The organism is Hymenobacter sp. 102, assembly GCF_049949205.1.
GTDB lineage: Bacteria > Bacteroidota > Bacteroidia > Cytophagales > Hymenobacteraceae > Hymenobacter.
Genome location: NZ_CP188172.1, coordinates 4584097 through 4608726 on the forward strand (window position 1 = coordinate 4584097; position 24630 = coordinate 4608726).

Annotated in this window: 20 protein-coding genes and 4 pseudogenes; 15 read left to right on the forward strand and 9 right to left on the reverse strand. The window is 61.4% G+C overall.

Annotated features, from left to right (window positions below; genetic code table 11):
- Positions 1–99: 99 nt before the first annotated feature.
- The 13 genes and pseudogenes from ACN19L_RS19830 (at position 100) to ACN19L_RS19890 (ending at position 11958) form a co-directional block, all read left to right on the forward strand.
- On the forward strand, positions 100–2643 hold the full coding sequence (locus ACN19L_RS19830; RefSeq protein WP_426491191.1) for a DNA topoisomerase 3: 2544 nt from the start codon (positions 100–102) through the stop codon (positions 2641–2643).
- Between the two features lie 54 nt (positions 2644–2697).
- Positions 2698–3663 carry a hypothetical protein gene (locus ACN19L_RS19835; protein WP_426491192.1) on the forward strand — a complete coding sequence of 322 codons (966 nt, stop codon included), beginning with the start codon at positions 2698–2700 and terminating at the stop codon, positions 3661–3663.
- A gap of 54 nt (positions 3664–3717) precedes the next feature.
- The gene (locus tag ACN19L_RS19840) at positions 3718–3831 is read left to right on the forward strand and encodes a DUF2905 family protein (protein ID WP_426493605.1); all 114 of its coding nucleotides are present in this window, start codon (positions 3718–3720) and stop codon (positions 3829–3831) included.
- Positions 3792–4214, forward strand: a pseudogene (locus ACN19L_RS19845) (altronate dehydratase); the annotation flags it as partial. The gene ACN19L_RS19840 and the pseudogene ACN19L_RS19845, both read left to right, overlap by 40 nt.
- A gap of 181 nt (positions 4215–4395) precedes the next feature.
- Positions 4396–4950 (forward strand): annotated as a pseudogene (locus tag ACN19L_RS19850) (glucuronate isomerase); the annotation flags it as partial.
- Between the two features lie 54 nt (positions 4951–5004).
- Positions 5005–5538: a glucuronate isomerase gene (locus ACN19L_RS19855; protein ID WP_426493606.1), complete on the forward strand. Its 534-nt coding sequence runs from the start codon at positions 5005–5007 to the stop codon at positions 5536–5538.
- A 135-nt stretch (positions 5539–5673) separates the two neighbouring features.
- A complete protein-coding gene (locus tag ACN19L_RS19860) occupies positions 5674–6684 on the forward strand; it encodes a PfkB family carbohydrate kinase (protein ID WP_426491193.1) in 1011 nt (336 codons plus the stop codon).
- Between the two features lie 99 nt (positions 6685–6783).
- Complete coding sequence (locus ACN19L_RS19865) at positions 6784–7443, forward strand: bifunctional 4-hydroxy-2-oxoglutarate aldolase/2-dehydro-3-deoxy-phosphogluconate aldolase (protein WP_426491194.1); 660 nt, start codon at positions 6784–6786, stop codon at positions 7441–7443.
- 240 nt (positions 7444–7683) lie between these two features.
- The gene (locus tag ACN19L_RS19870) at positions 7684–8580 is read left to right on the forward strand and encodes an MFS transporter (protein ID WP_426491195.1); all 897 of its coding nucleotides are present in this window, start codon (positions 7684–7686) and stop codon (positions 8578–8580) included.
- On the forward strand, positions 8544–8972 hold the full coding sequence (locus ACN19L_RS19875; RefSeq protein WP_426491196.1) for a hypothetical protein: 429 nt from the start codon (positions 8544–8546) through the stop codon (positions 8970–8972). Before ACN19L_RS19870 ends, ACN19L_RS19875 begins: the two co-directional genes overlap by 37 nt.
- Positions 8973–9275: 303 nt before the next feature.
- A pseudogene (fbp, locus tag ACN19L_RS19880) lies at positions 9276–10323 on the forward strand (class 1 fructose-bisphosphatase).
- A gap of 95 nt (positions 10324–10418) precedes the next feature.
- Positions 10419–10694, forward strand: a complete 276-nt coding sequence (locus ACN19L_RS19885; protein ID WP_426491197.1) for a hypothetical protein — start codon at positions 10419–10421, stop codon at positions 10692–10694.
- Entirely contained in the window at positions 10675–11958 is a 1284-nt protein-coding gene (locus ACN19L_RS19890; RefSeq protein ID WP_426491198.1) for an aldehyde dehydrogenase family protein, read from the forward strand. The genes ACN19L_RS19885 and ACN19L_RS19890 overlap by 20 nt, the downstream gene beginning before the upstream one ends.
- Positions 11959–12074: 116 nt before the next feature.
- On the opposite strand, the gene ACN19L_RS19895 is transcribed toward ACN19L_RS19890, so the two are convergent.
- The 3 genes from ACN19L_RS19895 to ACN19L_RS19905 all read right to left on the reverse strand — a co-directional run bounded on the left by ACN19L_RS19895 (position 12075) and on the right by ACN19L_RS19905 (position 16477).
- Complete coding sequence (locus tag ACN19L_RS19895; protein WP_426491199.1) at positions 12075–13928, reverse strand: prolipoprotein diacylglyceryl transferase family protein; 1854 nt, start codon at positions 13926–13928, stop codon at positions 12075–12077.
- A gap of 358 nt (positions 13929–14286) precedes the next feature.
- Entirely contained in the window at positions 14287–15795 is a 1509-nt protein-coding gene (locus tag ACN19L_RS19900; protein WP_426491200.1) for an SDR family oxidoreductase, read from the reverse strand.
- A gap of 70 nt (positions 15796–15865) precedes the next feature.
- Positions 15866–16477, reverse strand: coding sequence for a sce7726 family protein (locus ACN19L_RS19905; protein WP_426491201.1), 612 nt, complete (start codon positions 16475–16477; stop codon positions 15866–15868).
- 372 nt (positions 16478–16849) lie between these two features.
- On the opposite strand from ACN19L_RS19905, the gene ACN19L_RS19910 reads away from it, so the two are divergent.
- The gene (locus ACN19L_RS19910; protein ID WP_426491202.1) at positions 16850–18502 is read left to right on the forward strand and encodes an ArnT family glycosyltransferase; all 1653 of its coding nucleotides are present in this window, start codon (positions 16850–16852) and stop codon (positions 18500–18502) included.
- Between the two features lie 273 nt (positions 18503–18775).
- Here the strand turns inward: ACN19L_RS19910 and lysA are convergent, their stop codons facing one another.
- Both lysA and ACN19L_RS19920 read right to left on the reverse strand, forming a co-directional pair.
- On the reverse strand, positions 18776–19921 hold the full coding sequence (lysA, locus tag ACN19L_RS19915) for a diaminopimelate decarboxylase (RefSeq protein ID WP_426493607.1): 1146 nt from the start codon (positions 19919–19921) through the stop codon (positions 18776–18778).
- A gap of 50 nt (positions 19922–19971) precedes the next feature.
- A complete protein-coding gene (locus tag ACN19L_RS19920; RefSeq protein WP_226267644.1) occupies positions 19972–21309 on the reverse strand; it encodes an aspartate kinase in 1338 nt (445 codons plus the stop codon).
- A gap of 56 nt (positions 21310–21365) precedes the next feature.
- On the opposite strand from ACN19L_RS19920, the gene ACN19L_RS19925 reads away from it, so the two are divergent.
- Positions 21366–21722 (forward strand): hypothetical protein, encoded by a 357-nt coding sequence (locus tag ACN19L_RS19925; protein WP_426491203.1) that lies wholly within the window; start codon positions 21366–21368, stop codon positions 21720–21722.
- Positions 21723–21764: 42 nt separating this feature from the next.
- Here ACN19L_RS19925 and ACN19L_RS19930 read toward each other — a convergent pair whose 3' ends face one another.
- From ACN19L_RS19930 to ACN19L_RS19945, 4 genes and pseudogenes are all read right to left on the reverse strand, one after another.
- Positions 21765–22274 carry a hypothetical protein gene (locus ACN19L_RS19930; RefSeq protein WP_426491204.1) on the reverse strand — a complete coding sequence of 170 codons (510 nt, stop codon included), beginning with the start codon at positions 22272–22274 and terminating at the stop codon, positions 21765–21767.
- A gap of 67 nt (positions 22275–22341) precedes the next feature.
- Entirely contained in the window at positions 22342–23178 is an 837-nt protein-coding gene (locus ACN19L_RS19935; RefSeq protein ID WP_426491205.1) for a slipin family protein, read from the reverse strand.
- A 169-nt stretch (positions 23179–23347) separates the two neighbouring features.
- Positions 23348–23763: pseudogene (locus ACN19L_RS19940) on the reverse strand (DUF5958 family protein).
- Positions 23764–23775: 12 nt separating this feature from the next.
- Positions 23776–24255 carry a hypothetical protein gene (locus ACN19L_RS19945; RefSeq protein WP_426491206.1) on the reverse strand — a complete coding sequence of 160 codons (480 nt, stop codon included), beginning with the start codon at positions 24253–24255 and terminating at the stop codon, positions 23776–23778.
- Positions 24256–24630 lie beyond the last annotated feature (375 nt).

Consider the following 24630-nt stretch of genomic DNA (forward strand, 5'->3'; position numbering starts at 1 on the left):
GGCATATCCTCGCTGCATTCCGACCTTTCTGCGCTGTATCTTTGTTGATTCTCCACTGGCTTTATTCCAGTAGTATCATCCACTTGAGAGAAACAACGAGTGAAAGTTTGCATTGCCGAAAAGCCCAGCGTGGCCCGCGAAATTGCCCAGGTGCTGGGTGCCAACCGCAAAATGGACGGCTACTTCGAGGGCAACGGCTACCAGGTAACCTGGACGTTCGGCCACTTCTGCCAGCTGCGCGAGCCCGAGGACTACCGCCCCGAGTGGAAGCGCTGGAGCATTCACGATTTGCCCATGCTGCCCGAGCAGTTCGGCATCAAGCTCATGCGCCGCGACGACGGCGTAGTGCGGCAGTTCAACGTAATTAAGAGCCTGCTGGCCTCCGCCGAGGAAGTTATTAACTGCGGCGACGCCGGGCAGGAAGGAGAGGTGATTCAGCGCTGGGTGCTGCTGGAGGCCAAGTACCGTAAGCCCACCAAGCGCCTCTGGATTTCCTCGCTCACCGAAGAGGCCATCCGCCAGGGCTTCCAGAACCTGCGCGAGGGCTCGGAGTTCGACTCGCTCTACCAGGCCGGTAAGAGCCGCGCCGTGGGCGACTGGCTGCTGGGCCTGAACGCCACTAGGTTGTTTACACTCAAGTACGCGCCCGGGCAGCGGCAGGTGCTCAGCATCGGGCGGGTGCAGACGCCCACGCTGGCCCTGCTGGTAGACCGGTACCACGAAATCCAGAACTTCCGGCCCGAGCCCTACTGGGTGCTGCGCACCGAGTACCGGGGCACCATGTTCAGCCACGTAGCCGTGGTGAAAAAGGGCAAGGACGACGACGAGCCCGACGAAAAAGCCCGCCTAAAAGCCCGCGGCTACTTCGTGACCCAGGAGGAAGCCGACGCGGCCCTGGCCCAGGTAACCGGCCAGCCGCTCACGGTGACGAACGTGGAAATCAAGAAGGCGCTGGAGAGTCCGCCTGCGCTGTTCGACCTGACCTCCCTGCAGGTGCAGTGCAACAACCAGCTGGGCCTCTCGGCTGAGGATACGCTCAAAACCGTGCAGGGCCTCTACGAGAAAAAAGTGGTGAGCTACCCCCGCGTGGATACCACCTTCCTGCCCGACGACCAGTACCCCAAAATCCCTGGCATCCTGCGCGGGCTGGGCGGCGTGCACGCGGCCCTGGTGGCCCCGCTGCTGGCGGGCGGCAAAATCCGCAAGAGCACCAAGGTGTTCAACAACCAGAAGGTGACGGACCACCACGCCATCATCCCCACCGGGGCCAGCGCGGGCAGCCTGCACGGCACCGAGCAGCGGGTGTACGACATCATCACGCGCCGCTTCCTGGCCGCGTTTTACCCCGATTGCGAAGTCTCAAACACCACCGTAACTGCCGATGTGGCCGGGCGCACCTTCCGGGTGCGGGGCCGGCAGATCCTGAGCCCCGGCTGGCGCGAGGTGTACGGTGACCCGGAGAAGCAACAGGCTCCCTCGGCCCCTAAAGCGGCCGGTGAAGGCGACGACGATGTGGTGAGTACCGTGCTGCCCAGCTTCCAGAAAGACGAAACCGGCCCCCACAAGCCCCGCCTCGACGCCAAGCAAACCCAGCCCCCGCGCGAGTACTCGGAGGCCATGCTGCTGCGGGGCATGGAAACCGCGGGCCGCAACGTGGACGATGAGGAGCTGCGCCAGGCCATGAAGGAAAACGGTATCGGCCGCCCTTCGACCCGCGCTGCCATCATCGAAACCCTGTTTAAGCGCGGCTACATCCGCCGCGACCGGAAAAAGATTGTGCCCACGCCCACCGGGGTAGAGCTCATCGGCCTCATCCGAAACCCCACGCTGAAGTCGGCGGAGTTGACGGGGCAGTGGGAGCGGAAGCTGCGCCAGATTGAAGGCGGTCAGCTCGACCAGGAGCAGTTTCTGGGCGAGCTGAAGCAGCTGGTGCGCGAAATGGTGCTGGAAGTAAAGCACGATGGCTCCGGCCGCGCCGTAACGGTAGCTAATGGTGGACAACCCGCGTCGGCGGTCGGTAAATCCGCACCTACTCGCCTAATAACCAACAACCAACAACCACAAACCAACCTAGGCTTAGGCCCGTGCCCGGCCTGCAGCAGTGGCCACGTGCTGCGCGGGAAATCAGCCATGGGCTGCTCCCGCTGGAAGGAAGGGTGTCAGTTCCGGCTACCGGTGGAGTTCGAGGGTAAGAAATTCACCGACAAGCAGGTGGGCGACCTGCTCAAAAAAGGCCGCACCCAGGTAATGCAGGGCTTCCTGGACGATGCCGGCAACAAGTTCGGGGCCGCCATCCGGCTCACGCCCGCCCGGACGCTGGAGTTGGTGCGCGCCGCCGAAAGCAAGCCCACCACCCCCCAGGACCCCGGCCAGATACCCTGCCCGGTGTGCCGCCTGGGCCAGATGCTGAAGGGCAAAAGTGCCTGGGGCTGCTCCCGCTTCCGCGAGGACTGCCAGTTCCGGGCCCCATTCGAGTGGGGCGGTAAAACCCTCACCGACGCCCAGATGAACCAGCTTCTGCGCAAAGGCAAAACTGGCGTCATCCGCGGCTTCATCTCCAGCAAAACCGGTAACCGCTACGAAGCCGCCCTGCAGGTAGGGGCTGATGGGCGCATTGAGCCGGTGTTTGACAACAAGGGGTGATGAGCGGTAGGAACATGCTGATTGAAGTCGAATTATGGCATAGGTTAACTATATATGATACAAGTGTCTGTTTATGAGTGCTTTGTCAGGTGTCTTTTCCTGACTAGCCTAATTCTGTTAGTGCTTGGGGCAGCACCAGATACTTTTTGCCAGGTAGCGGCGCATAAGTATGTGCCCGGCCGGATTGCTGCCATAAAAACGGATGAGCAGGTGCTGGAGCTGATTCGGCCGTTCGGGTGGGAATTCGAAGAGGCTGTGCTGGGAGATTCAGCCGCAGCAGCGTACCGGCCTTATCGTTTCACCCGGTTTGCAGTGCGGGGAGCACAGACGTGGTTCAAAGCCGATTTCGACCACAACGGGTTACCCGATTTGCTGGTGCTGGCCCGGCGTAAGGATATTCCGTTTGTGTTTTGCGTGCTGGATATGGGAAGCAAGTTTCAGGTAGCGCGCAATTTCGCTAATGGTGTGCGCCGTCGTCAGCCTGTAGCTCGGGTGGTTGTACGAAATGGTCAAGACTTACTGGAATACGCTGATTTTGCCAGGTGGAGAGGGCGAGGGGGAAAGTTGACAGACCGCCGTACCTCGCTGTTATCCTTCGTCGCGGGTGGATTCGTGGAGTATAATCACCGACCTGTCCTTTGTCAGGTTAGACAGCTTACGTACGAAAGCTTTTACGCTTACCACCAAACTGTACGCACCCGCATTGCAGTAAAAGGAGACTCAATTCAGTTCTGGGAGCAATGTACGGATAGACTCGACAGCACCCGGAATTCACAAGCTCAACAGCGGAAACTACTGATGCCCGCGCAACGGCAGCAACTAGTTCAATTGCTGTCTTATATCAATTATTCCGCCCTCCGGAATAACTATGGTAGTATTCATGTTAATCATACTACCCACGTTGAGTTGACGGTAGAGAATGAACATGGGGAAAAGAAGAGTATTGATGATTTAAATGGATACGGAACGATGGGTTTGGGACGGTTGTATGCCTTACTCCGTGAATTAGCCAGCCCGTAACTTCCCATGCCTCCCCACCTCGATAAAACGCTGTTCCTGCTCGGCCTAGGCCTGATGGTGCTGGGGACGCTGCTGTGGCTGGGCGGCGGTAATCTGCTGGCCTGGTTCGGGCGGCTGCCGGGCGATGTGCGGGTGGAGCGGCCCGCAAGGGCGGTTCCTCGCCGGTAGTGGCCGTGCTCGATTACCCCGAACTGGTGACGCAGTCTGGCCTGAATCTGCTCTGCACCCCCGGCAACGACGTAGAATCAACCACGGCCGAGGTGGGCTCGGGGGCCACGGTAGTACTATTTACCACCGGCCTCCTGGGCACGCCCACCGGCAACTCCATTGCCCCGGCGGTCAAAATCAGCAGCAACACGGCTTTGGCCCGGCGCATGCCCGACATCATCGACCTGAATACCGGCACCGTCATCGACGGGGAAGAAACCATTGAGCAGGCCGGCGCCCGCATCCTCGACTACGTGGTGCGCGTGGCCAGCGGTGAGGAAGTAGTCGCCGTGCGCCACGACCAGACCGATTTCATCCCCTGGAAGCGCGGGGTGAGTTTATAAGCTGATTTCTATCTGTCATCCTGAGCTTGCGAAGGACCTCATCACGCCTGGATTGTGCCTGAGTGAATTGTGCATGAGGGATAAGCTCCTTCGCGCTGCTCAGGATGACAGGAGTATAAAATCCCCACCCATGAAGCCTTTTCTCAACGACGACTTTCTGCTGCAAACCGCCACGGCCCGCATGCTCTATCACGGGTACGCCCGGCCGATGCCCATCATCGACTACCACAACCACCTGCTGCCCGAGCAGATTGCCGAGGACCGGCAGTTTGACGCCATCACCCAGGTATGGCTCTAAGGCGACCATTACAAGTGGCGGGTCATGCGCACCAACGGCGTGCCCGAGCACTACATCACCGGCGACGCTTCGGACTGGGAAAAGTTTGAGAAATGGGCCGAAACCGTGCCCCAGACGGTGCGCAACCCTCTCTACCACTGGACGCACCTGGAGCTGCAGCGCTACTTCGGCATCACGGAGCTGCTGAATCCAGCCTCGGCCCGCCGCATCTACGAGCAGTGCAACGCCCTGCTGCAAACCCCCGCGTACTCGGTGCGTAACCTGCTGCGCCGCATAAACGTGGAGGCCCTCTGCACCACCGACGACCCGGCCGATTCCCTGGAGCACCACCGTGCCCTGCAGGCCGGCGGCTTCGAAATTCAGGTGCTGCCCACGTTCCGCCCCGATAAGGCCATGGCCGTGGAGGATGCCGCCACCTACAACGCCTACCTCGACAAGCTGGGCCAGTCGGCGGCCGTAGACATCCAGACCTACCACGACCTGCAAGCGTCCCTGCGCAACAACAACAACTCCCGCATGCTGCGCCAGCTCGGCCCCGATACCGGCTGGGACTCCATCGGCGACTTCTCGCAGGCCCGCGCCCTGGCCCGCTTCCTCGACTCGCAGGACAAGCTGGCCAAAACCATCCTCTACAACCTCAACCCCGCCGACAACGAGCTGCTGGCCACCATGGTAGGCAACTTCAACGACGGCTCGGTGGCCGGCAAGGTGCAGTTCGGCTCGGGCTGGTGGTTTCTGGATCAGAAGGAGGGCATGGAAAAGCAGCTCAACGCTCTGAGCAACATGGGCCTGCTGAGTCGTTTTGTGGGCATGCGCACCGATTCGCGCAGCTTCCTCTCGTACCCCCGGCACGAGTATTTCTGCCGGGTACTCTGCAACCTGCTGGGCGAGAACGTGGAGAACGGCGAGCTGCCCGCTGATCTGGACCTGCTGGGCGGCATCGTGCAGAATATTTGCTACCACAACGCGAAAGCCTATTTTGGCTTCGCGAATGCACCGGCAAACGCCTCATCAGTGGCGGTTTAAGTAAAAAAAGAAGCGAAAAAACTGGGCTACTACCTAAAGTCCAAGCATCTTTACCAACTTATCACAATCGATTGTGTAAGCAAAGGCTAATTTCGGAGCTTAAAGTGCTGAACCAGTTAATAGAAGCCACGGAACATGAAGCAAGTTGTCACCTTTGGTGAAATTATGATGCGGTTGTCGCCCCCACAGTGCCAGCGGTTGTCGCAGGCGGCTTCGCTGGACGTAACCTACGGTGGGGGAGATGCCAACGTGGCCGCCGGGCTGGCCTACCTGGGCGTACCGGCCGCCCACGCCGGCTGCTTCCCCGATAACGCCGTGGGCCGCGCCGCCGCGCAGCATTTTCAGCACCACGGGGTAGATATGCAGCACTGCGTGTTCCGGGGCCACCGGCTGGGGCTGTATTTCCTGGAGGTAGGAGCCTCGCTGCGGGCCAGCCGCATCGTGTACGACCGGTACGACTCGGCCTTTGCCAACCTGAAGCCGGAGTGGTTTAACTGGGACGCGGTATTCAGTAATGCCCAGTGGCTGCACTGGACGGGTATCACGCCCGCCATTTCGTCCACGGCCGCGCAGGCTACCCGGGAGGCCATTGCTGCCGCCCGCCGCCTCGGCCTCACCGTATCGGCCGACGTGAACTACCGCCGCAACCTCTGGCAGTACGGCCAGCGCGCCCAGGACGTGATGTCCGAGCTGGTAGCCGGCTGCGACCTGGTGGTGTGCACGGAAGGCGACGCCGAAGACCTGTTCGGCATCAAACCCGAAGCCGGGGCCGAAAACAGCTTCATATCGATGAGCCAACAGCTGATGGCGCGGTTCCCGCAGATCAAGCAGGTTATTGCTACCCGTCGCAATACCCAAAGTGCCTCCCACGAGCGAATCCGGGGCCTGGCCTACAGCGGCGGCGAGTACTTCGAAACCGAGGACTTCGACATCAACCCCGTGGTGGACCGCATCGGTGGGGGCGACGCCTTTATTTCCGGCTTCATCTACGGCCAGCTGACCTATCCCATGGTGCCGCAGGCCCTCACGTTTGCCACCGCCGCCTCCGCCCTCAAGCACACCATCCCCGGCGACATCAACTTGGTAACCGCCGCCGAAGTCGAACACATTGTAGCCGGCAACACCACCGGCCGCCTGCTCAGGTAGCGGCGGTTTTAGTGGGTGGTTTTTGGTTGGTGGCTCATTGAGTCAAAATCAGAAAACAGAAAGCCACCAACCAAAAACCATCAACCAAAAACCAACAACATGTCCCGCTTTTCCGCCGACCAACTTCTCGAAACCGTGCTGCGCTACCCGGTGGTGCCGGTGTTCTTCCACGCCGATGCGGCGTATGCCAAGCGGATCCTGGAGGTGTGCTATGCCGGCGGACTGCGGGTATTTGAGTTTACAAACCGCGGGACCAATGCTTTTGAAGTATTTACAGAGCTGGTAGCCCACGTGCAGGCCAATTGCCCCGATATGGTGCTGGGTATCGGCACCGTATACACCGCCGAAGATGCCGAGCGGTTTATTGAGGCCGGGGCCGATTTTGTAGTGCAGCCCTGCCTTACGGAAGAAGTGGCCAGCGTGTGCCGCCGCCGCGGAACGCCCTGGCTGCCTGGCACCATGACGGTTTCGGAAGTGTACCACGCTACCCGCCTGGGGGCGGCCGTGGTGAAGATTTTCCCTGGCAACGTGCTGGGGCCGGGCTTCATCAAAAGCCTGCGCGGGCCCATGCCTACCGTGCCCTTAATGGTAACCGGCGGAGTAGAGCCCACCGAGGAAAGCCTGCGCGAGTGGTTTGACGCGGGCGTGAATGTGGTGGGCATGGGCTCCCAGCTGTTCAAAAACGCCGATGAACCCGAAGCCCTGCAGCAGCTGATTGCCCGTCTGCTGGCCTTCACGCAATCTGCCGTGTCATCCTGAGCGAAGGGAAGGACCTTGTCGCGCTAGACCGAGCTGTTCGTTCGTTAGCATGGCACACGTGGTAAGGTCCTTCGCTCCGCTCAGGATGACAAAACGGAATGTCTTGTCAGTGCCGCCTTTGGGTGGCTTCTCCATCTGAGTACTTCCCACCGAATTCCCGAACTCGATGATACAAACTCCCACTGCTCCTGCCACTGCCGCTCCGGCCGCCACGGCGGTTGGCCGGTACCGCTGGACGATTTGTGCGCTGGTGTTCTTCGCCACCACCATCAACTACCTCGACCGGGCCGTTATTTCCCTGCTCAAACCCACCTTGAAAAGGCGTTCAGCTGGAGTGCCGGCGACTACGCCAACATCGAGCTGTCCTTTAAAGTGGCCTACGCCGTGGGCATGATGGGCGTGGGCCGCGTGATTGACCGGCTGGGCACCAAAACCGGCTACGCCCTCTCCACGCTGCTGTGGAGCCTGGCGGCCATGGGCCACGCCCTGGTGAGCAGCACGGTGGGCTTCTCGGTGGCGCGGGCGTTTCTGGGCGTTACCGAGGCCGGCAATTTCCCGGCGGCCATCAAAACCACGGCCGAGTGGTTTCCGCAGCGGGAGCGGGCCCTGGCAACCGGTATTTTCAACTCGGGCTCCAACGTGGGCGCCATTCTGGCCCCGCTCACGGTGCCGTTTATTGCCGCCGCCAGCGCCAATGGCTGGAAATGGGCTTTCCTGATTACCGGGGGACTGGGCTTTATCTGGCTGGTGCTGTGGTATGCGTATTACGAGGTGCCCGCCCGCCACGCCCGCCTCACCAAAGCCGAGTTCGACTACATCCACAGCGACGTGAACGACATGGCGGCCGTAGCCGTGGAAACCCAGCCCAAAATTTCCTGGGGCCAGCTACTGCGGGTGCGCCAGACTTACGCCTTCATCTTCGGTAAGTTCCTGACCGACCCCATCTGGTGGTTCTACCTATTCTGGCTGCCCGATTTCCTGAACAAGCAATACGGCCTGCAAAACACCGCTGTGGCCCTGCCCGTGGCCCTGGTGTATATCCTGTCCAGCGTGGGCAGCATTGGTGGGGGCTGGATTCCGCTGCGCCTCATCAAAGGGGCATGCCCGCTTTCCAGGCCCGCAAGATTTCCATGCTGATTATTGCCCTGTGCGTGCTGCCCATCGTGTTTGCCCAGTACCTGGGGCAGCTGAACATGTGGCTGGCCGTGCTGGTGATTGGTATTGCCGCCGCCGCCCACCAAGCCTGGAGCGCCAACATCTTCTCCACCGCCTCCGATATGTTCCCGAAGCGGGCCGTGGCCTCCGTAACCGGCCTGGGCGGCATGGCCGGCGGGCTGGGCGGTATCCTGCTCACGGCCCTGGTGCAGAAGCGCATGTTTGTGTACTACGAAAGCATCGGGCAGCTGAATAAGGCCTACTTCATCATGTTCCTGATTTGTGGCGGCGCGTACCTATTGGCCTGGGTGCTGATGCAGGTGTTTGCCCCCCGCATGCAAATGATTCGCTTCGACGAACCCGCCGCCAAGTAAACGAGGCGGCTGTAAGCAAACTCTCCAACAAACCCGATGGCACTTCCAACCTGGCCCACCTCAAGTACGTGGTGGTACAAATCAAAGACGCTAAAAAAGGCTGGCAGGTGGTGCTCTGGCAAAGCCCGAAACAGCCCGATAAAGGCCTGTAGCGCGAAGCCTTTGCTTCGCGCCTGCCCGGCAACTTGAATAGCCAAATCCTCAAAATTGCCTGACAATACGCGAAGCAAAGGCTTCGCGCTACATGCCCATCCGGAATGCACCCGTGCGCATTCTGCGGGCTCCTCTGGCCCTATTCGTGCTATGAATTTGTCCGTTGAAAACCGCATTGCCCAGCCGGTGGGCACCACCCTGGAGCGCTACATCATGCGCAAGCAGGCCGAGTTTCCGTTTGCCACCGGCGAGCTAAGTCAGCTGCTGCGCGACATTGCGTTGGCGGGCAAAATCGTGAACCGGGAGGTGAACCGGGAGGTGAACCGGGCGGGCCTCACCAGCATCATCGGCAGCATGGGCCAGCAGAACGTGCAGGGCGAGGCTCAGCAGAAGCTCGTTGTGGAAACCAATATCTGGTTCATCAGGGCGCTTACCAACGGGGCGAGGCCTGCGCCGTGCTCAGCGAGGAGGAGGACGACATCATCCATACCGGCAACTGCCAGGGCAAGTACGTGGTAGCCATCGACCCGCTCGACGGCTCCAGCAACATCGATGTCAACATCAGTATCGGCACCATTTTCAGCATCTACCGGCGCGTGTCGGCGGTGGGGCAGCCGGCTGGTCCTGAGGATTTTTTGCAGGGCGGGCGCACTCAGGTAGCGGCGGGCTACATCCTGTACGGCTCCAGCACCATGCTCGTGTACACCACCGGCCACGGCGTGGCGGGCTTCACCTACGAGCAGTCGTTGGGCGAATTTTTCCTCTCGCACCCCAGCATCACCATCCCGGCCAGCGGCACCGTGTTCAGCTGCAACGAGGGTTACTGGTTTGATTACCCCGAATACGTGCGGGAGTACCTCACCGAATGCAAGCGCCGGGGCCAGAGCGGGCGGTACGTGGGCTCGTTGGTGGCCGACTACCACCGCAACCTGCTCACGGGCGGTATCTACCTGTATCCGCCCACCGGCAAGAATCCCCAGGGCAAGCTGCGCATCCTCTACAAATGCTTCCCGCTGGCCTACCTGATTGAGCAGGCGGGGGGCGGGCCGAAACCGGCACCGGGCCCGTGCTCGATGTGCAGCCCACCGATTTTCACCAGCGCAGTCCATTATTTGTGGGCTCTCCGGAGCTGGTAGCCAGCCTGTTGGCCGCCGCAGAAGTGGCTGCTGAAAACCTGTGGAAATTCCAGCTAGTTTAAGCATGTGGTTTAGGCAGATTGCCCGAACCGTGTACCTTGACGCGCAATGCCCCGGCTGCGGCCGGCGCCCTGTGCAACCCTACACCTTCTCCCTCATGGCAAAAATTGTTTCCCCGCAGGTAGCGTTTGACTTCCTGCTGCAGCAAACCAAAAACGTTACGCCCGAAATCTTCACGGCCGATGGCAACGGCTACCTGAACCTGCTGGAAGGCCGCTGGCAGGAGCCCGGCACGCCCCGCCCGTTCACGTCGCCCATTGATGGCTCCGAAATCGGCAGCCTGCCCATGCTCAGCCGGGAAGTAGCCCTGCGCGCCGCAGGCCGCCAAAAAAGAAGCCGCCGACTGGGCCCGCGTGGACCTGGACGAGCGTAAGCGCCGGGTGCAGGACTGCCTCAACCAGCTGCGCGACAACGTGGAGCTGATTGGCAAGCTGCTGATGTGGGAAATCGGCAAAACCTACAAGCTGGGCTTCACCGACATCGACCGCGCCATTGAAGGCGTGCAGTGGTACGTGGATAATATTGAGGGCATGCTGGGCCAGCGTAAGCCGCTGGGTTTGGTAAGCAACATTGCTTCCTGGAACTATCCCATGTCGGTGCTGCTGCACGCGGTGCTGGTGCAGGCGCTGTGCGGCAACTCGGTTATTGCCAAAACACCCACCGACGGTGGCTTTATTTCGCTGAGCCTTACGTTTGCCATTGCCCGCCGCTGCGGCTTGCCCGTAACGCTGGTGAGCGGCTCGGGCGGCGAGCTGAGCGACGTGCTGGTGAAAAACGAAGCCGTGGATTGCCTCTCGTTTGTGGGCGGGCGCTACAACGGCCGCAACATTGCCGATGCCCTCTCGCAGGAGCACAAGCGTTACATGCTGGAAATGGAAGGCGTGAACACCTACGGCATCTGGAATTTCTCCGACTGGAACGGCCTCGCCGACCAGCTCAAGAAAGGCTACGACTACGGCAAGCAGCGCTGCACAGCCTACGTGCGCTTTGTGGTGGAGCGGCGGCTGTTTCCGCAGTTTGTGGAAACCTACTGGAACACCATCAAGGACCTCAAAATCGGCAACCCCACGCTGGTGGATTCGCCCGACGATAAGCTGCCCGACCTAGCCTTTGGTCCCGTTATCAACCGGGCCCAGGCCGAAGACCTGGACCGCCTCTACCAGGACGCGCTGAAAACCGGAGCCACGCCCATCTACGAGGGCAAGCTCGACGACGCGCTGTTCCTGCCCGGCCAGGACCGCTCGGCCTACCGCGCCCCGCGGGCCCTGGTGAACCTGCCCCGCCAGAGCGAGCTATACTTCAAGGAGCCCTTCGGCCCCATCGACAGCATTGTGCTGGTGGACCGCGTGGAGGAGCTGGTGGGCGAAATGAACATCAGCAACGGGGCCCTGGTAGGAGCTCTGGCTTCGGATGATGAGAAGTGGGCTGCTCGTACGGCTAAAGAGGTGCGCGCCTTTAAAATGGGCATCAACAAGCTCCGCAGCCGCGGCGACCGGGAAGAAGTATTCGGTGGCCTGGGTGAATCGTGGAAAGGGGCCTTCGTGGGCGGCAACCTGCTGGTAGAAGCCGTAACCGAGGGCTCCACGCCCGTACTGGGCAACTTCCCCGAGGCCACGCTGCTGCCGGAGAAAATCTAGGCGTAACGTTCCGTGCTTAAAATCTAAGTAAAGGCAAAGTGAGACGTTCGTTCCGGCGGCACGCTGCCGGAACGAACGTCTCACTTTGCCCTTATAACCAGCTTACCGTCGGCGGATCAGCGTTGGGTGGATTTATTTGGTAATCGGTAGCCGAGCCGGAGCCCGATCTGCTGCTGTGTGGGGTTGCCCAGCGTTACAAAACTGCTGGCCTGCCACTGCGGCGTAATGGTGCCCCGGGCTTCCACAAACCCCGACCACCGGCTCTGGCCCTCGGCAATATCGTAGTCTTTAGCCCGCGCCGCGCCGCCCACCAGTTGCCAGCGCGTACCCCCAAAGCCGGTGCCCAAACCCAGGCGGTGCTGGGGGTTGGCCACGCCGTAGCCGAGGAAGTTGTAATCGGCCAGGGCAAACAGTTGGGGGCGGGGCCCAACCCGCAATGAGGCCTGCCCATCGAGTACGCTCTGCTCGTCGCCGTACAGGATGCGGTGGTAGCCCAGGCTGCCCGCCATCAGCCCTACACCCACACCCAGCCATTTGCGGTCCAGCTGCACATAGGGATTAACAGCTATGATGGAGTTCCGCTGGGAGGATTCGGAAGGGCCGCCGGGGGGAATGTACAGAGGCGTTTGGCGGTCGGAACCGGCGTGCAGCCGGATGCCCCAGGTGGCCTCGGCTTTATGCAGGCGGCCTTTCTCATCGGTGCCCGGCAAGCGGGTGTGGGCAAACCCCACGGTGCCGGTGGTGTAGCGGTGGCGGTATTCCAGCAGCTGGGATGACCCGTTGCACCCCCCGCCCGTATTCTGTTCCCGCTCAAACGAGCCGGTGCTCAGGCTAAAGTCAACTGTATTGTACGCTTCGCGGCCCGTGTGAGCCGAGTCGACGGGTACCTGACTGGTGAGCATGAATACCACCGTGGCCAGGCCCAGCGGCAGGGCCGCCCGGGCTGGTTGCAACAGGCCGGCGGCCCCCAGCAGCAGCGCCCCGCCTTCCAGCAACAGTACGCCCAGCAGCAGTGCCTTCACCACCAGCACCTCGGGCAGCGTAAGGGCCTGCTGGCCCAGCCAGGCCGTAAGCAGCAATAGCGCCGCCACGGCCAGCAGGTTGCGCACAGAATTCTGAGTAGGCTGCCGCTCGGGCTGTGGGGCCTGCCGCAGCCGCCAAACCCAGAGGCCCAGCACGGCCGGTCCCAGCAGCAGCAGCACCCACTGCACCTGTTTCAGGGCCACGCCCAGGTGCACGTGCGTGGCGGCACCTACCTGCTCGCCGGCCGGGTCGCGCCAGCACTCAATCAGCAGCCGGCCCGTGAGCAGTAGCCCCAGGTGCAGCAACCGCCGACTGCCGCCGGGCCAGGGCTTATGGCGGGTGAGCACCAACACCAGAGCCACGCCCGCGCACAGCAGCAACGAATACAGCTGCGTGGGGTGCACCGGTAAGGAGTGGGCCGCGTGCAGCGGAATGGTGCCCCGCACCGCCTGCACCAGGTAAGGCAGCGTGTCGGGCGGGTAGGTGAGGCCCCAGCCGCCGGCCGTGGCCTCGCCGAAGCAGCAGCCCGTGAGCACGCAGCCTATGCACTGCACCATCAGGGCCGCGCACATGGGCAGCGTGAAGGCATCGAATACGTGCCAACTGAACCCGAATGGCCGCCGCAGTGCCAGCAGCGTGAGCGTGCCCGCCAACGCCCCGCCCAGCACGGTGCGGGCCTCCGAGCCGGGCCAGCGGCCGGTGCTGAGCAGGCCGCGCCACTCCGGGCCACTGAGAGCCAGTAGCTTGGTGCCCAGGATAAACGCCAGGGTGGTGCAGGCCAACAGCACCAGCCAGGGCCGCATAGCATACCCCCGGCGGTGGCCCTCCCACACCAGCAATACCAGGTTCAGGGCAAAGGCCAGCACGTAGAAAATCGAATAGAAGTCGTAGCCGGCATCAGCCGGTACGGCCCACGTGTAGGGTGCGGTAAGTAACAGACAGCTCATAGGAATGGGAAAAGTAAACCGGTTTTCCGGCTGCGCTGGGGCACTAAAAAGGCCGCCTCCGCTTCCTCAACATAAGGCGACAGAAGGCGGCCGGGATGCGCCAATAAAAACCAGTCGGCTAAAGGCGGGCAGTGTGACCCAACACAAAGGAATAGGGAGGATGAATAACTGCTTGAAAGGTAGCAGGCTGCCTGATCAGCCTTCAACCACTTTTCCGCCACATCAGACTTTATAAGCGAATTAAATAAGGATTATATAAATGATATATAGATAGTTATGTTGGGTGGCAAAGGATTTTCTGACCTGCTGGTAAGCAGGAGACAGACAGGAGCTGTTTAGCTGCGCACACTGGGGCCTGCTACCGCGGGAGCACTCCGGATTCGGCCGTTTCGGGGCGGGGGGCGGGCAGGGGCCTAGTTTCGCCGTAGTGCACAATGTTTTCGATCATGCCCTTGAAAATAATGAAGTGAAACGGCACCAGCGAGTACCAGTATAGCCGGCCCAGCAGCCCGTGGGGGCGGAACGCGGCCAACTGCTCCAGGGTGTACGAGCCATCCTCATTGGGCAGAATGCGGAACTGCAGCCAGGCCTCGCCGGGCAGCTTCATTTCGGCGTACAGCAGCAGACGGCGGCCGGCGCGGTCGGCTACCAGCACCCGCCAGAAGTCCAGCGGGTCGCCGGCCCGCAGGTCGGTAGGGGAGCGGCGACCCCGGCGCAGCCCCACGCCGCCCACCAGCTTGTCCAGCAGCCCCCGGATGCGCCACAGCCAATCTACCTTGTACCAGCCCCGCTCGCCCCCGATGCTCCACACGTTCTGGAGCACCTCTCGGGGCGGGCGGGTGAAGCGCAGCGTCTGGCGGTCGGTGAGCAGGCCATGCTGCGGAATCTGAATGTGGTCCATGTAGTTGCGGGGCATCACGCCGCTGCTTAGCGCGTCGCTCCAGCTGCTGACCACTTCGTTCTGCTCAATGCGCTGGAAGGCCAGCTCCACGGCGGCGCGGTAGGGCATGCAGGCGTGCGGCACAGCCTCGGCAATGCTGCGGCGCGGGTCGGCCACAGTATCGTTGCGCAGGCTTTCCACCAGGCTCTGGGCCAGCGAAAACGTGGTGCTGGTAACCAGATACAGCCACCACGACGACAGCCGGGGCGTGAGCACCGGTACCGTGATGATGTACCGCTTGAGCCCACGCGCGGCGGCCAGTTCCAGCAGCATTTCGCGGTAGGTCAGCACATCGGGCCCGCCAATGTCAAACGACTGACCCAGGCAGGCGGGGTTATCGAGCACGTGGGTGAGGTAGTGCATCACGTCGCGGATACCGATGGGCTGGCAGCGCGAGTTCAGCCAACGGGGCGTCACCATCACCGGCAGCTTCTCTACCAAATCCCGGATAATCTCAAACGAGGCCGACCCCGACCCGATGATGATGCTGGCCCGCAGTACCGTGAGCTGGGCGTGGGTGGCTTTGCGCAGTACTTTTTCCACGGCTTTGCGGGAGCGAAGGTGCACGCTTAGGGCCCGGTCGTTGGCGATGCCCGAGAGGTAAATGACCTGCCGGCAGCCGGTGCGGTTGAGGTACTGCGTGAAGTTGCGGGCCGACTCCTGCTCCAGCCGGAAAAAGTCCTTGTCGTGGCCGCTCATGGAATGCACCAGGTAGTAGGCTGCGTCAATATCCAGGGGCAAATCAGCCAGCGAATCGGGCTTGAGCAGGTCGCCCTCGGCCACGGTGATGCGGCTGCGCAGGCTTTCGGGCAGCTCGAAGCGGCGGGCGTCGCGCACGAGGCAGGTAACGTGGTGGCCGGCCTCCACCAGCAGCGGTAGCAGGCGCTGGCCAATGTAGCCATTGGCCCCGGTGAGCAGAATCTTCATGGCAGCTTCCAGACAGTGTACTTTTGTCTAACTGCTCAGGTAGCAAGGAGGTTGTGCCCGCTGCCAGACGTTACCGTTTCTGCCGCTTGCCGGGACGCTTGCGGCGCACCCGGGCCAGCCGTTCCCGCTCGGCTTTGCGCTCGGCCCGCATCAGCAGCCGCTCGTCCATGCGGCCCATCAGTTGCCGCCGTACAAAGTGGGCCAGGTCGGAGAGGGGTACCAGGCGGGTGGTGCGCAGAAAGCTCAGGATGTCGCGGCGGCGCAGGGTGCTCACGCCGGGCAGGCCCCGGGCCAGCAGGTATTGCTTGATTTCCTCCACCCGAAGCAAAGCCGCCACGGCGGGCCGCTCCACAGTGGCGTTGTAGAGGGCCGGGCGGTGCAGGTGCAGGTTCCCTGGCGAGGCCACCAGCACGCCCACCCACTCGGGTACTTGGGTAAGCAGCTTGGGCAGATGCTTTTCGGTGACAACGAACGTGACGAAATCATAGGCCTGGCTGTAGCAGGGCAACTGCCGGGCCACGCGTTGCAACGTGTCAGCGTCGCCTTTCAGCTCGTAGCCGTGCATGAACTGCTCCGTAATGTGCACCACATCGGCGCGGGTGGTACCGGTGGGCAGCTCATCCACGTACACCCCGCCTAGCAGCAACGGGTACAGTAAGGTTCGAATTTCGGGGTCATTCATGGGCACAACAGGATACCGGACTTTAAAACTACACCTTAATCCGGCTCAATGCTGCTATATTCGGTACTGTCGGTACCTATCTACCGGCTTCTGACAATGGCAGCAACTTCCCGTTTCCGCCCAACCCCATTTCTGGCAGTGGGCTTAATGTGGCTGATTATCGGCATAACAACTCCAAAATTGCGGGCCTTTATCGGAGTAGGGGCCGCTTTCATTGCGCTAGGCATCATGCGGAAGCCCACAGACCCAGCGCCGCCCAAAACCGACTCGCCACCTGCGGGAACTACGGAAGCTACGGCGGAATAATACGCCGGGCGGGCTTTGTGGCTACCTTCGCGGCAGCTTACCTCGTTGCCGCTGAATTTTGCTGCTATGCCGTTTCCCATGACCTCGCGCCGCTGGCTCTGGATATTTGTACTGGTGCTGGGCGCCGCCTTCCTGACGCAGCTGGGCAGCTGGGGGCCGCTGGAAAGCAGTGAGGCCCGCTACTCCGAAATCGGGCGGGAAATGCTTGCCGGCCAGGACTGGCTGCACCCGCAGCTGCTGGGCATCTACCACTTCCATAAACCCCCGCTCACGTACTGGCTCACGGCGGCCGGGCTGGGCCTTTTCGGCGAGAATACGCTGGGCGTGCGGGTGCTGCCGGTGCTGGCGGTGCTGCTGCAGGTGGTGCTGGTGTATGGGCTGGGGCTGCTGCTGTTCCGGCAGGATCGGGCCCGGGCCCTGGCGGCGGCGGTCATCTACGGCACGCTGCCGGTGGTACTCATTTCGGCCCTGAATGTTACGACCGATGCGTACCTGGCCACCCTGGAACTGGCCGCCACCTACGGCATTCTGCGCTATTACCACCAGGGCGGGGCGCGGTGGCTGTACTTGTTCTGGGTGGGGCTGGGGCTGGCCTTCCTGACGAAGGGGCCGGTAGGCTTCATTTTGCCGCTGATGGCGGTTATCGGCCACTATTTCCGGCAGGGCCAGCCGCGCCGGCCGTTCACGGTGCATCATTGGCTGGGCTTTGGGCTGTTTGTACTGGTAGGCCTGAGCTGGTACCTGTACCTGATGGCCGAAAACCCCGCCTTCGTGCGGTATTTCCTGGTGGAGCACACCGTAGAGCGGTTTGCCAACGCGGCTACCTTCAACCGCAGCAAGCCGTGGTGGTTTTACCTGGTGCTGGCCCCGGCTACCAGTCTGCCCTGGGCCGTGGCGTTGGTGGTGCGGGCCGTGCGCACGCCCTGGAACTCGGTGCCGCGGGAGTGGCGCAACGTGCTTGTTTTCTGGGTGCTGGTGCCGCTGCTGTTCTTCTCCCTGTCCAAATCCAAGCTGCTGCTGTACGTGCTGCCCATTTTCCCGGGCGTGGTGCTGCTCACAGTGTACTATCTGGGCCGCTGCACCGAGGCCGTGCTGCACCGTTGGTACGTGGGCATGGTGGCATTTTATGGGCTGTTGCTGGGCGCTTTGTGCCTGCTGCCCATTTTCGCCACGGTGTTGCCGTTGGGTATTGAGGTGAAGCCGCTCACCGCCATTTGGCCGGCGGCCGGGGTAATTACGCTGGTGCTCACGCTCACGCTCTGGAACCAGGTGCGCATTGCGCCGCGGCTGCTGGTGGCTACCGCGTTGTTTACGGCGTTTCTGCTGCTCTCGGCCAAGCCCATCATGCAGCAGAATGAGCTGGCCTTCAACGGCAGCCGTCCGCTGGCCGGGTTTATCCGGAGTCAGCACCTCACGGGCCGGCCAGTGCTGGTGTACAATGAGTTGCTGCCCTCATTGGCCTTTGAACTGAGCCAAGTGCCGGTTTCTCTGAATGATGGTAATGCCAGCCTGAACCGGGAAACGCAGTTTCAGCCCAACGATGCCTGGCGGCGGCAGCTTATTTACCTGCAGGACCCCGCGCAGGAGCCCACACTGGGGGCACTGTTGCTGCAACACCCGGTGTTGCTGGCTAAAGGCGAGCTGAAACCCGAGCGGCGCTGGATGCTGCGGTATTTCCGGCAGCAGCGGCAGCTGGGTAAGTGGACCATTTGGTGGTAACCAGCCGGAACTGAAAACAGAAAAGCCGCTGCCAGAGGCAGCGGCTTTTTCTCAACGGGGTTGCGGTGAGCAATCTTTATAATATCCACCCTACTCCTGCGTCAACCGCAACGCTTCACTGCGAAAGATGTTCCTTTCCAATTCATCTTTCCAGCGCCGTATGATATTGAAACAAAGATAGGGGAGCCGCCTGCTGCCGTGCCGGAAGTTTTGCCCAACGGATGCTTCTGCCAAGCCAATGCGGCTTTTCAACCGGTGAAGGATACGTGCTGCTTACCGGTACACGGCCGCCGCCTTCTCGCGCAGGTTGTAGCCCGAAGCCATTACCTCCCCGTACGCCCCCGCCGAGCGGATAGCCACCAGGTCGCCGCGCTGGGTTTCGGGCAGCAGCACGCCCTTGGCAAACGTGTCCGACGACTCGCAGATGGGGCCTACCACGTCGTAGGGCCGGAACTCGCCCTGGCTGCTCAGGTTCTGGATGTGGTGGTGGCTGCCGTACAGGGCGGGCCGGATCAGCTCCGTCATGCCCGCATCCAGAATGGCGAAACGCACCTGCTGGCTCTCCTTCACATACAGCACCCGGCTCACCAGGGTACCACACTGCGCCACCACGGCCCGGCCCAGCTCCACGTGCACCTGTTGGCCCGGTCGCCGCTGCAGGTGTTGCTCAAACATACCGAAGTAGGCCGCGAAATCCGGCACCAGATGCCCGTCGGGGTCCTGGTAGTTGATGCCCAGGCCGCCGCCCACGTTAAGGTGGGGCAGGTGGTGGCCCCGGCCTTCCAGCCAGGTTTGCAGCTCGTTGAGTTTGCGGCTAAGGTCGGCAAACACCGCCAGGTTGGTAATCTGGGAGCCGATGTGGGCGTGCAGTCCAATCAACTCCACGTGCGGCAGGCTGTCGAGGCTGTCGATAACGCCACCCAAATCCTGCAGGCTGATACCAAACTTGTTGGCTTCCAGGCCGGTGGTGATGTAGGCGTGGGTATGGGCATCCACGTTGGGGTTGATGCGCAGCGCCACCCGGGCCGTGCGGCCCTGGGCCCCAGCCAGCTCGTTCAGCACCCGCAGCTCCGGCACCGATTCAGCATTGAAGCAGAAAATATCGGCGGCCAGGGCCCGGTTAATCTCCGCATCCGACTTGCCCACGCCGGCAAATACCACGTGGTCGGCGGCAAACCCGGCTTCGAGGGCTCGTTGTACTTCGCCCCCGCTCACGCAGTCGGCCCCCAGGCCAGCAGCCTGAATGCGCTGCAAAATGGGCAGATTGGAGTTGGCCTTGAGGGCATAGTGCACCTGAAAGTTGCCGGGCCGGGCTGCTGCCGTCAGGGCCGCCAGCGTCTGGTCCAGCAGCTGCAGGTCGTAGTAGTAAAAGGTGTCGGCTGCTGGGCAAGCTCGGCCGGTAGTTGAAAAGACATGAATTGGAAAGCGGTTGGCTGCTAATGGGTTGAACGAAAGTTAATAGCCAACAGCTATTGGTTATTAGCTGAAGTAAACAGGCCTTCGTTCAGGGCCTGGAGCGCGCGGGTCTTGTCGTCGGTACTCACCAGAATGCTGATGTTGTTGGGCGAGCCGCCGTAGCTGATCATGCGCACCGGAATGTCCTTGAGAGCGGCAAAGGCGCGGTTGGCGGCCCCATGCGAATCCTGCTCCAGATTACCTACCAGGCAGATGATGCTCTGATTTTCATCCACGGCTACCGAGCCGAAGCGGCCTAATTCCGCCAGAATCTGCGGGAGGCGGGTGGCATCGTCGATGGTCAGGGACACGGCTACCTCGGAGGTGGTAATCATGTCGATGGAGGTGCGGTACCGCTCGAAAATCTCAAACAGGCTGCGCAGGAAGCCGTGGGCCAGCAGCATGCGGCTGGATTTCACGTTGATGGCCGTAATACCATCCTTGGCGGCCACGGCCTTGATGGCCTCGGCTCCGGTGCGGCTGGAAATGATGGTGCCGGGTGCTTCGGGCTGCATGGTGTTGAGCAGGCGCACCGGAATACCGTGCTTGGCCGCCGGCAGAATGGAGCTGGGGTGCAGAATTTTTGCCCCGAAGTAGGCCAGCTCCGCCGCCTCATCGAACGACAGCTCCCGGATAGGATAAGTACCCTTTACCACCCGCGGGTCGTTGTTGTGCAGCCCGTCAATATCGGTCCAGATCTGAATTTCCTCGGCCCGCACGGCGGCCCCAATCAGCGAGGCAGAGTAGTCGGAGCCCCCGCGCTTGAGGTTGTCGATGGAGCCCTGGGCGCTGCGGCAGATATAACCCTGGGTGATGAATAGCTGTTGGGCGGCGTGCGGAGCCAGCGTGGCGGCCAGGTGCTCCTGAATGTAGTCCGCGTCGGGTTCTTCGTCCACGTCGAGGCGCATAAAATCGAGGGCGGGTAGCAGCACGGCCGGGCGGCCCAGCACCTGGGTTACGTAGCGGTGCACCAGCAGGGTGCTCAGCAGCTCGCCCTGGGCCAGAATCACCCGCTCCCCGTCGCCGGACAGGGGGGCCGCCGTTAGGCCCTGCAGGGTGTCAAAGTTCTGGTTGAGGTCCTGGATAGCCTGCTCGGCTACGGCTGGCTCGGGCAGTAGCTCGCGGGCTACTTCGTGGTAGCGTTGGCGCAGGGCCTCGATGCGGGCCGTGGCGGTGGCCGCGTCGTCGGCGTACAGCAGCTGGCTGATTTCCACCAGCGCATTGGTAGTGCCGCTCATGGCCGACAGCACCACGATGCGCCGCTGCAGGTGGGGGGCGTGAATAAGCTCGGCTACTTCGCGCATCCGTTGCGCCGACCCGACGGACGTACCGCCAAACTTGAGAACTTTCATAGTGCTGGAAACCGAATCGGAGAGTCGGGAAATGCGCCCGCCAGGTTGCGGGCAACGTGAAACATCAGGTCAAAAAAGAAGCGCCGACCCTTGGCAGGACCGGCGCTTGGAAGTTCAGTGGTAGAGGTACGACGAACGGTTGCGACGGTCAGGTCGGGTTGCGTTTCTTCGATTTCTTGCTCATCAGCAGGCCCAGGGTCAGGCCAGCCCGTTTGCCACTGTTCGGCATGTGGCACACCATCTCCGCACCGGCCCAAGCCAGTGAAGCAGAAGAAGAATACGAAACAGCCGAAACGAGCATAGCAGATGAGAGCAATGGCGGAAAAGAAAGTATTCCGCCGTTTTGCGGCCGCAAGTACGGATGCAGAAAACAATATTCCAAGCGCGGCTACTTTGGTAAGTCCAATTTTTGAGCTTGCAATACTTCGACAGCAGCCTGTTTTATACTTGGCTGGTTAGCCGGCCAGTTGCTTTTTCACCCAACCTGGCAGGCTGCCAGCCGCGTCCATTTTCAGCAATTCATCCAGCTGTTTGTTCTTTTTGAAGCCACCCGCTTGATAGGCACGCAGCATTGTGCGGACGCCCTCCGTGTTCAGGGCGGTTGCATCCTTTACCTCGGGGTGCTGCAGCTGGTAGCGGGCCCAGCCACCCATAAACAGAATCAGCAGCTCCGACTCCCGGCCCGCCAGGTCGGCCACGTACTTCTGTAGTTGCACCGATACCGAGGAGCTGCCGCTGATCCACTGAAACAGAAACTGGTCGGCTTGCTTGCGTACTTCAGGTTGCTGGCTAAGCGGCGTTTTCTCCAGCCAGTTCACCGTGGCAATAACCTGGGGCTCATACTCGGCGTAGTCGTCGGGCGTCTGGAAGGCGTAGTTGACAGGTGGCTGGTAGCTGGTCTGGGCCTGGGTAATGGAGGCTGTTGCGAGGAAAAGTAACGCCGAGAATAGAAGGGGTTTTCTCATGAAAGTCAATGGGATAGGGTAATATGAAGACTGCGCTAAACCTATCGAAAAAGTAGCTCGTTGTTCGCTAGGTCGCGCATAAAAAGCCCGGCGCAACACTGTCGTTGCATCGGGCTTTTTCGCAGAACTCGCCGCCGCTTACGATACCGCAGTGGCCGACTGCCCCTGGCGAAGCCGCGGGCCAGATTGGTGAACTCAGAGGGGATGAGCACCACGGTAGTCGTGTTGTTGTCGATGCCGATTTCGGAGAGCATCTGCATGCGGCGCAGCTCCAGGGCCATGGGGCTTTCTTCCATCTGGCGGGCCCCTGAGTGAGCTTTTTGGAGGCTTCCAGCTCGGCTTCGGCTTTGATGATGCGGGCCCGCTTCTCGCGGATGGCCTCGGCCTCCCGGGCCATGGCGCGCTGCATGGATTCCGGGATTTCCACGTCCTTGATTTCCACCATCTCAATTTTCACGCCCCAGGTTTCGGTAGCGGCATCTACCAGCTGCTGCAGGGTGGCGTTGATTTGCTGGCGCTCCTTCAGCACCTCATCCAGCTGGTGCTGGCCGATGATATTGCGCAGGGCCGTAACGGAGAGCTGGTACACGGCCTGGTTGAAGTTGGCCACTTTGATAATGGCGTCCTCAGGGTTCACCACCCGAAACCAGAGTACGGCATTTACCTTAATAGTTACCGAGTCCTTGGTAATGGTTTCCTGCTGCTCCAGATCCACGGTTTTGGTGCGGATATCTACGGTGGTGCGGCGCTCAATGAAGGGGATAATCCAGTACAGCCCCGGCCCGCGCCGCCCGGCGTAGCGCCCCAGCCGAAACACAAGGGCCCGCTCGTATTCCTGGGCCACGCACAGGCCCATACACAGCAGAATCAATCCCAAACCCAGTAATACAACCAGCGTCGTCATGGTAACAGTGGCCTCCGGCCGCAACAAGTGAAACAGTTGCCGTTACCGGTACACAGGCCGTGCCAGGCGGGTAAGCCAGTTCGATAAAGGGCCTCTGCGGCCCTTTGCGGGCGGTTTTCGGTTCGAGGCCGATGCCTTCGGGGCCGGATGTCTTACCATTTTGGTAGGGTCAGGCGGTCGGAATGGTAGGGGGTAGGGGCGGCAGGTTATGCCAGTCGTGGGAGCAGCCGTGCTGGCACTGGGTGCGGCGGCGGTGGTCGTCGGCCACGCGGAACACGCTCAGCAGCGCCCGGAATGCGTTGGGGTATTCGGTAGCCGGTAGCTGCTGAATGCGGGTGAGAGCCTGCGGGAGCGGGTACACTCGCAGCAGCACCAGCGGGTGGAAGTTGGCTTCACGGGGGCTTCGGCCACAGCCTGCTGCACCAGTGCCGGAGTGGGGTGTGTCTGCTGAATGTAGCTCACTAACTCCGCCAGCCAGGGCAGCTGCGCCGCCGCGGGCAGTGTGGCAAACCACGCCCAGGCCCATCCCCACGGCAGCTGTTGCTGCGCCAGGCGGTCTAGCAGATGGTCGGGTAAGGGCTGCATAGCGGGCGGAGTTTATCGGTAAGATGCCGGGCGCGGCGGAGCCTGGAAGGGCACTGGGCGGCCCGTTGGCCGGCTGCGGTTGCCGGCGGCATCTATGGCTTCAAACAGTACGGTGCATTCTTCCCCAAAGGCAAACCGGAAGTCGCCGCCGCAGGTAAACCAGCCAATATCCAGTTGATCCTGCCAGGGAATAAGGTAGCTCACCACCGGAGCCGTCAGCCGCGCCGACTGTATAATGGCCCGCACCAGCACCGGCGAGGCATCCTCTAATGGGCTGGAGAAGGATACGTAATTGTTGATTCCTTCACTGTTTTCGGAGTATTCCTGGTGGACCACGGCAGGTGTAGCCGTCCAGTGCGGAGCTTCAGTATCAGGCTTGGCAGCCACACGCCAGCGGTACACGGATACCAGTTGCTTGCTCCCGGGGCGGGCCCGTTGCATTCGAAACAAGTCGTACTGCAAACTATCGGGGGCGTAGCGCAGAGCGTACACTGTATCCGACAAAAGTGGCCGAACAGGCTGTAGCAGGAGTTGTGGGTCGGTGCCGTAGAGGTTATTAGGCCGCTCCAATATCCGTAGCGGAACCGAGTCGTGGGCTGACCGCAGGTAAAGCGAAATCTGCTGGCCTAGCTTTCGAAAATTGTATCGGGTATGGCTTAAACTTCCCGGGGATAGTAAGAAAACCTGCCGGGGCTGGATAGTAGCCACCCGCTCATCGGGCCACACAGTTATCCAAGGTGATTCCATACACTGGCCACGTGCTGGGCGATGGTTCAGAAGGTGAAATAAGAGGAAAAGACAATAGAAAGGATACGCTGAATTACGCCACATACAGTTGCAAAGTACACGTAAAAGCCCACCATGCAA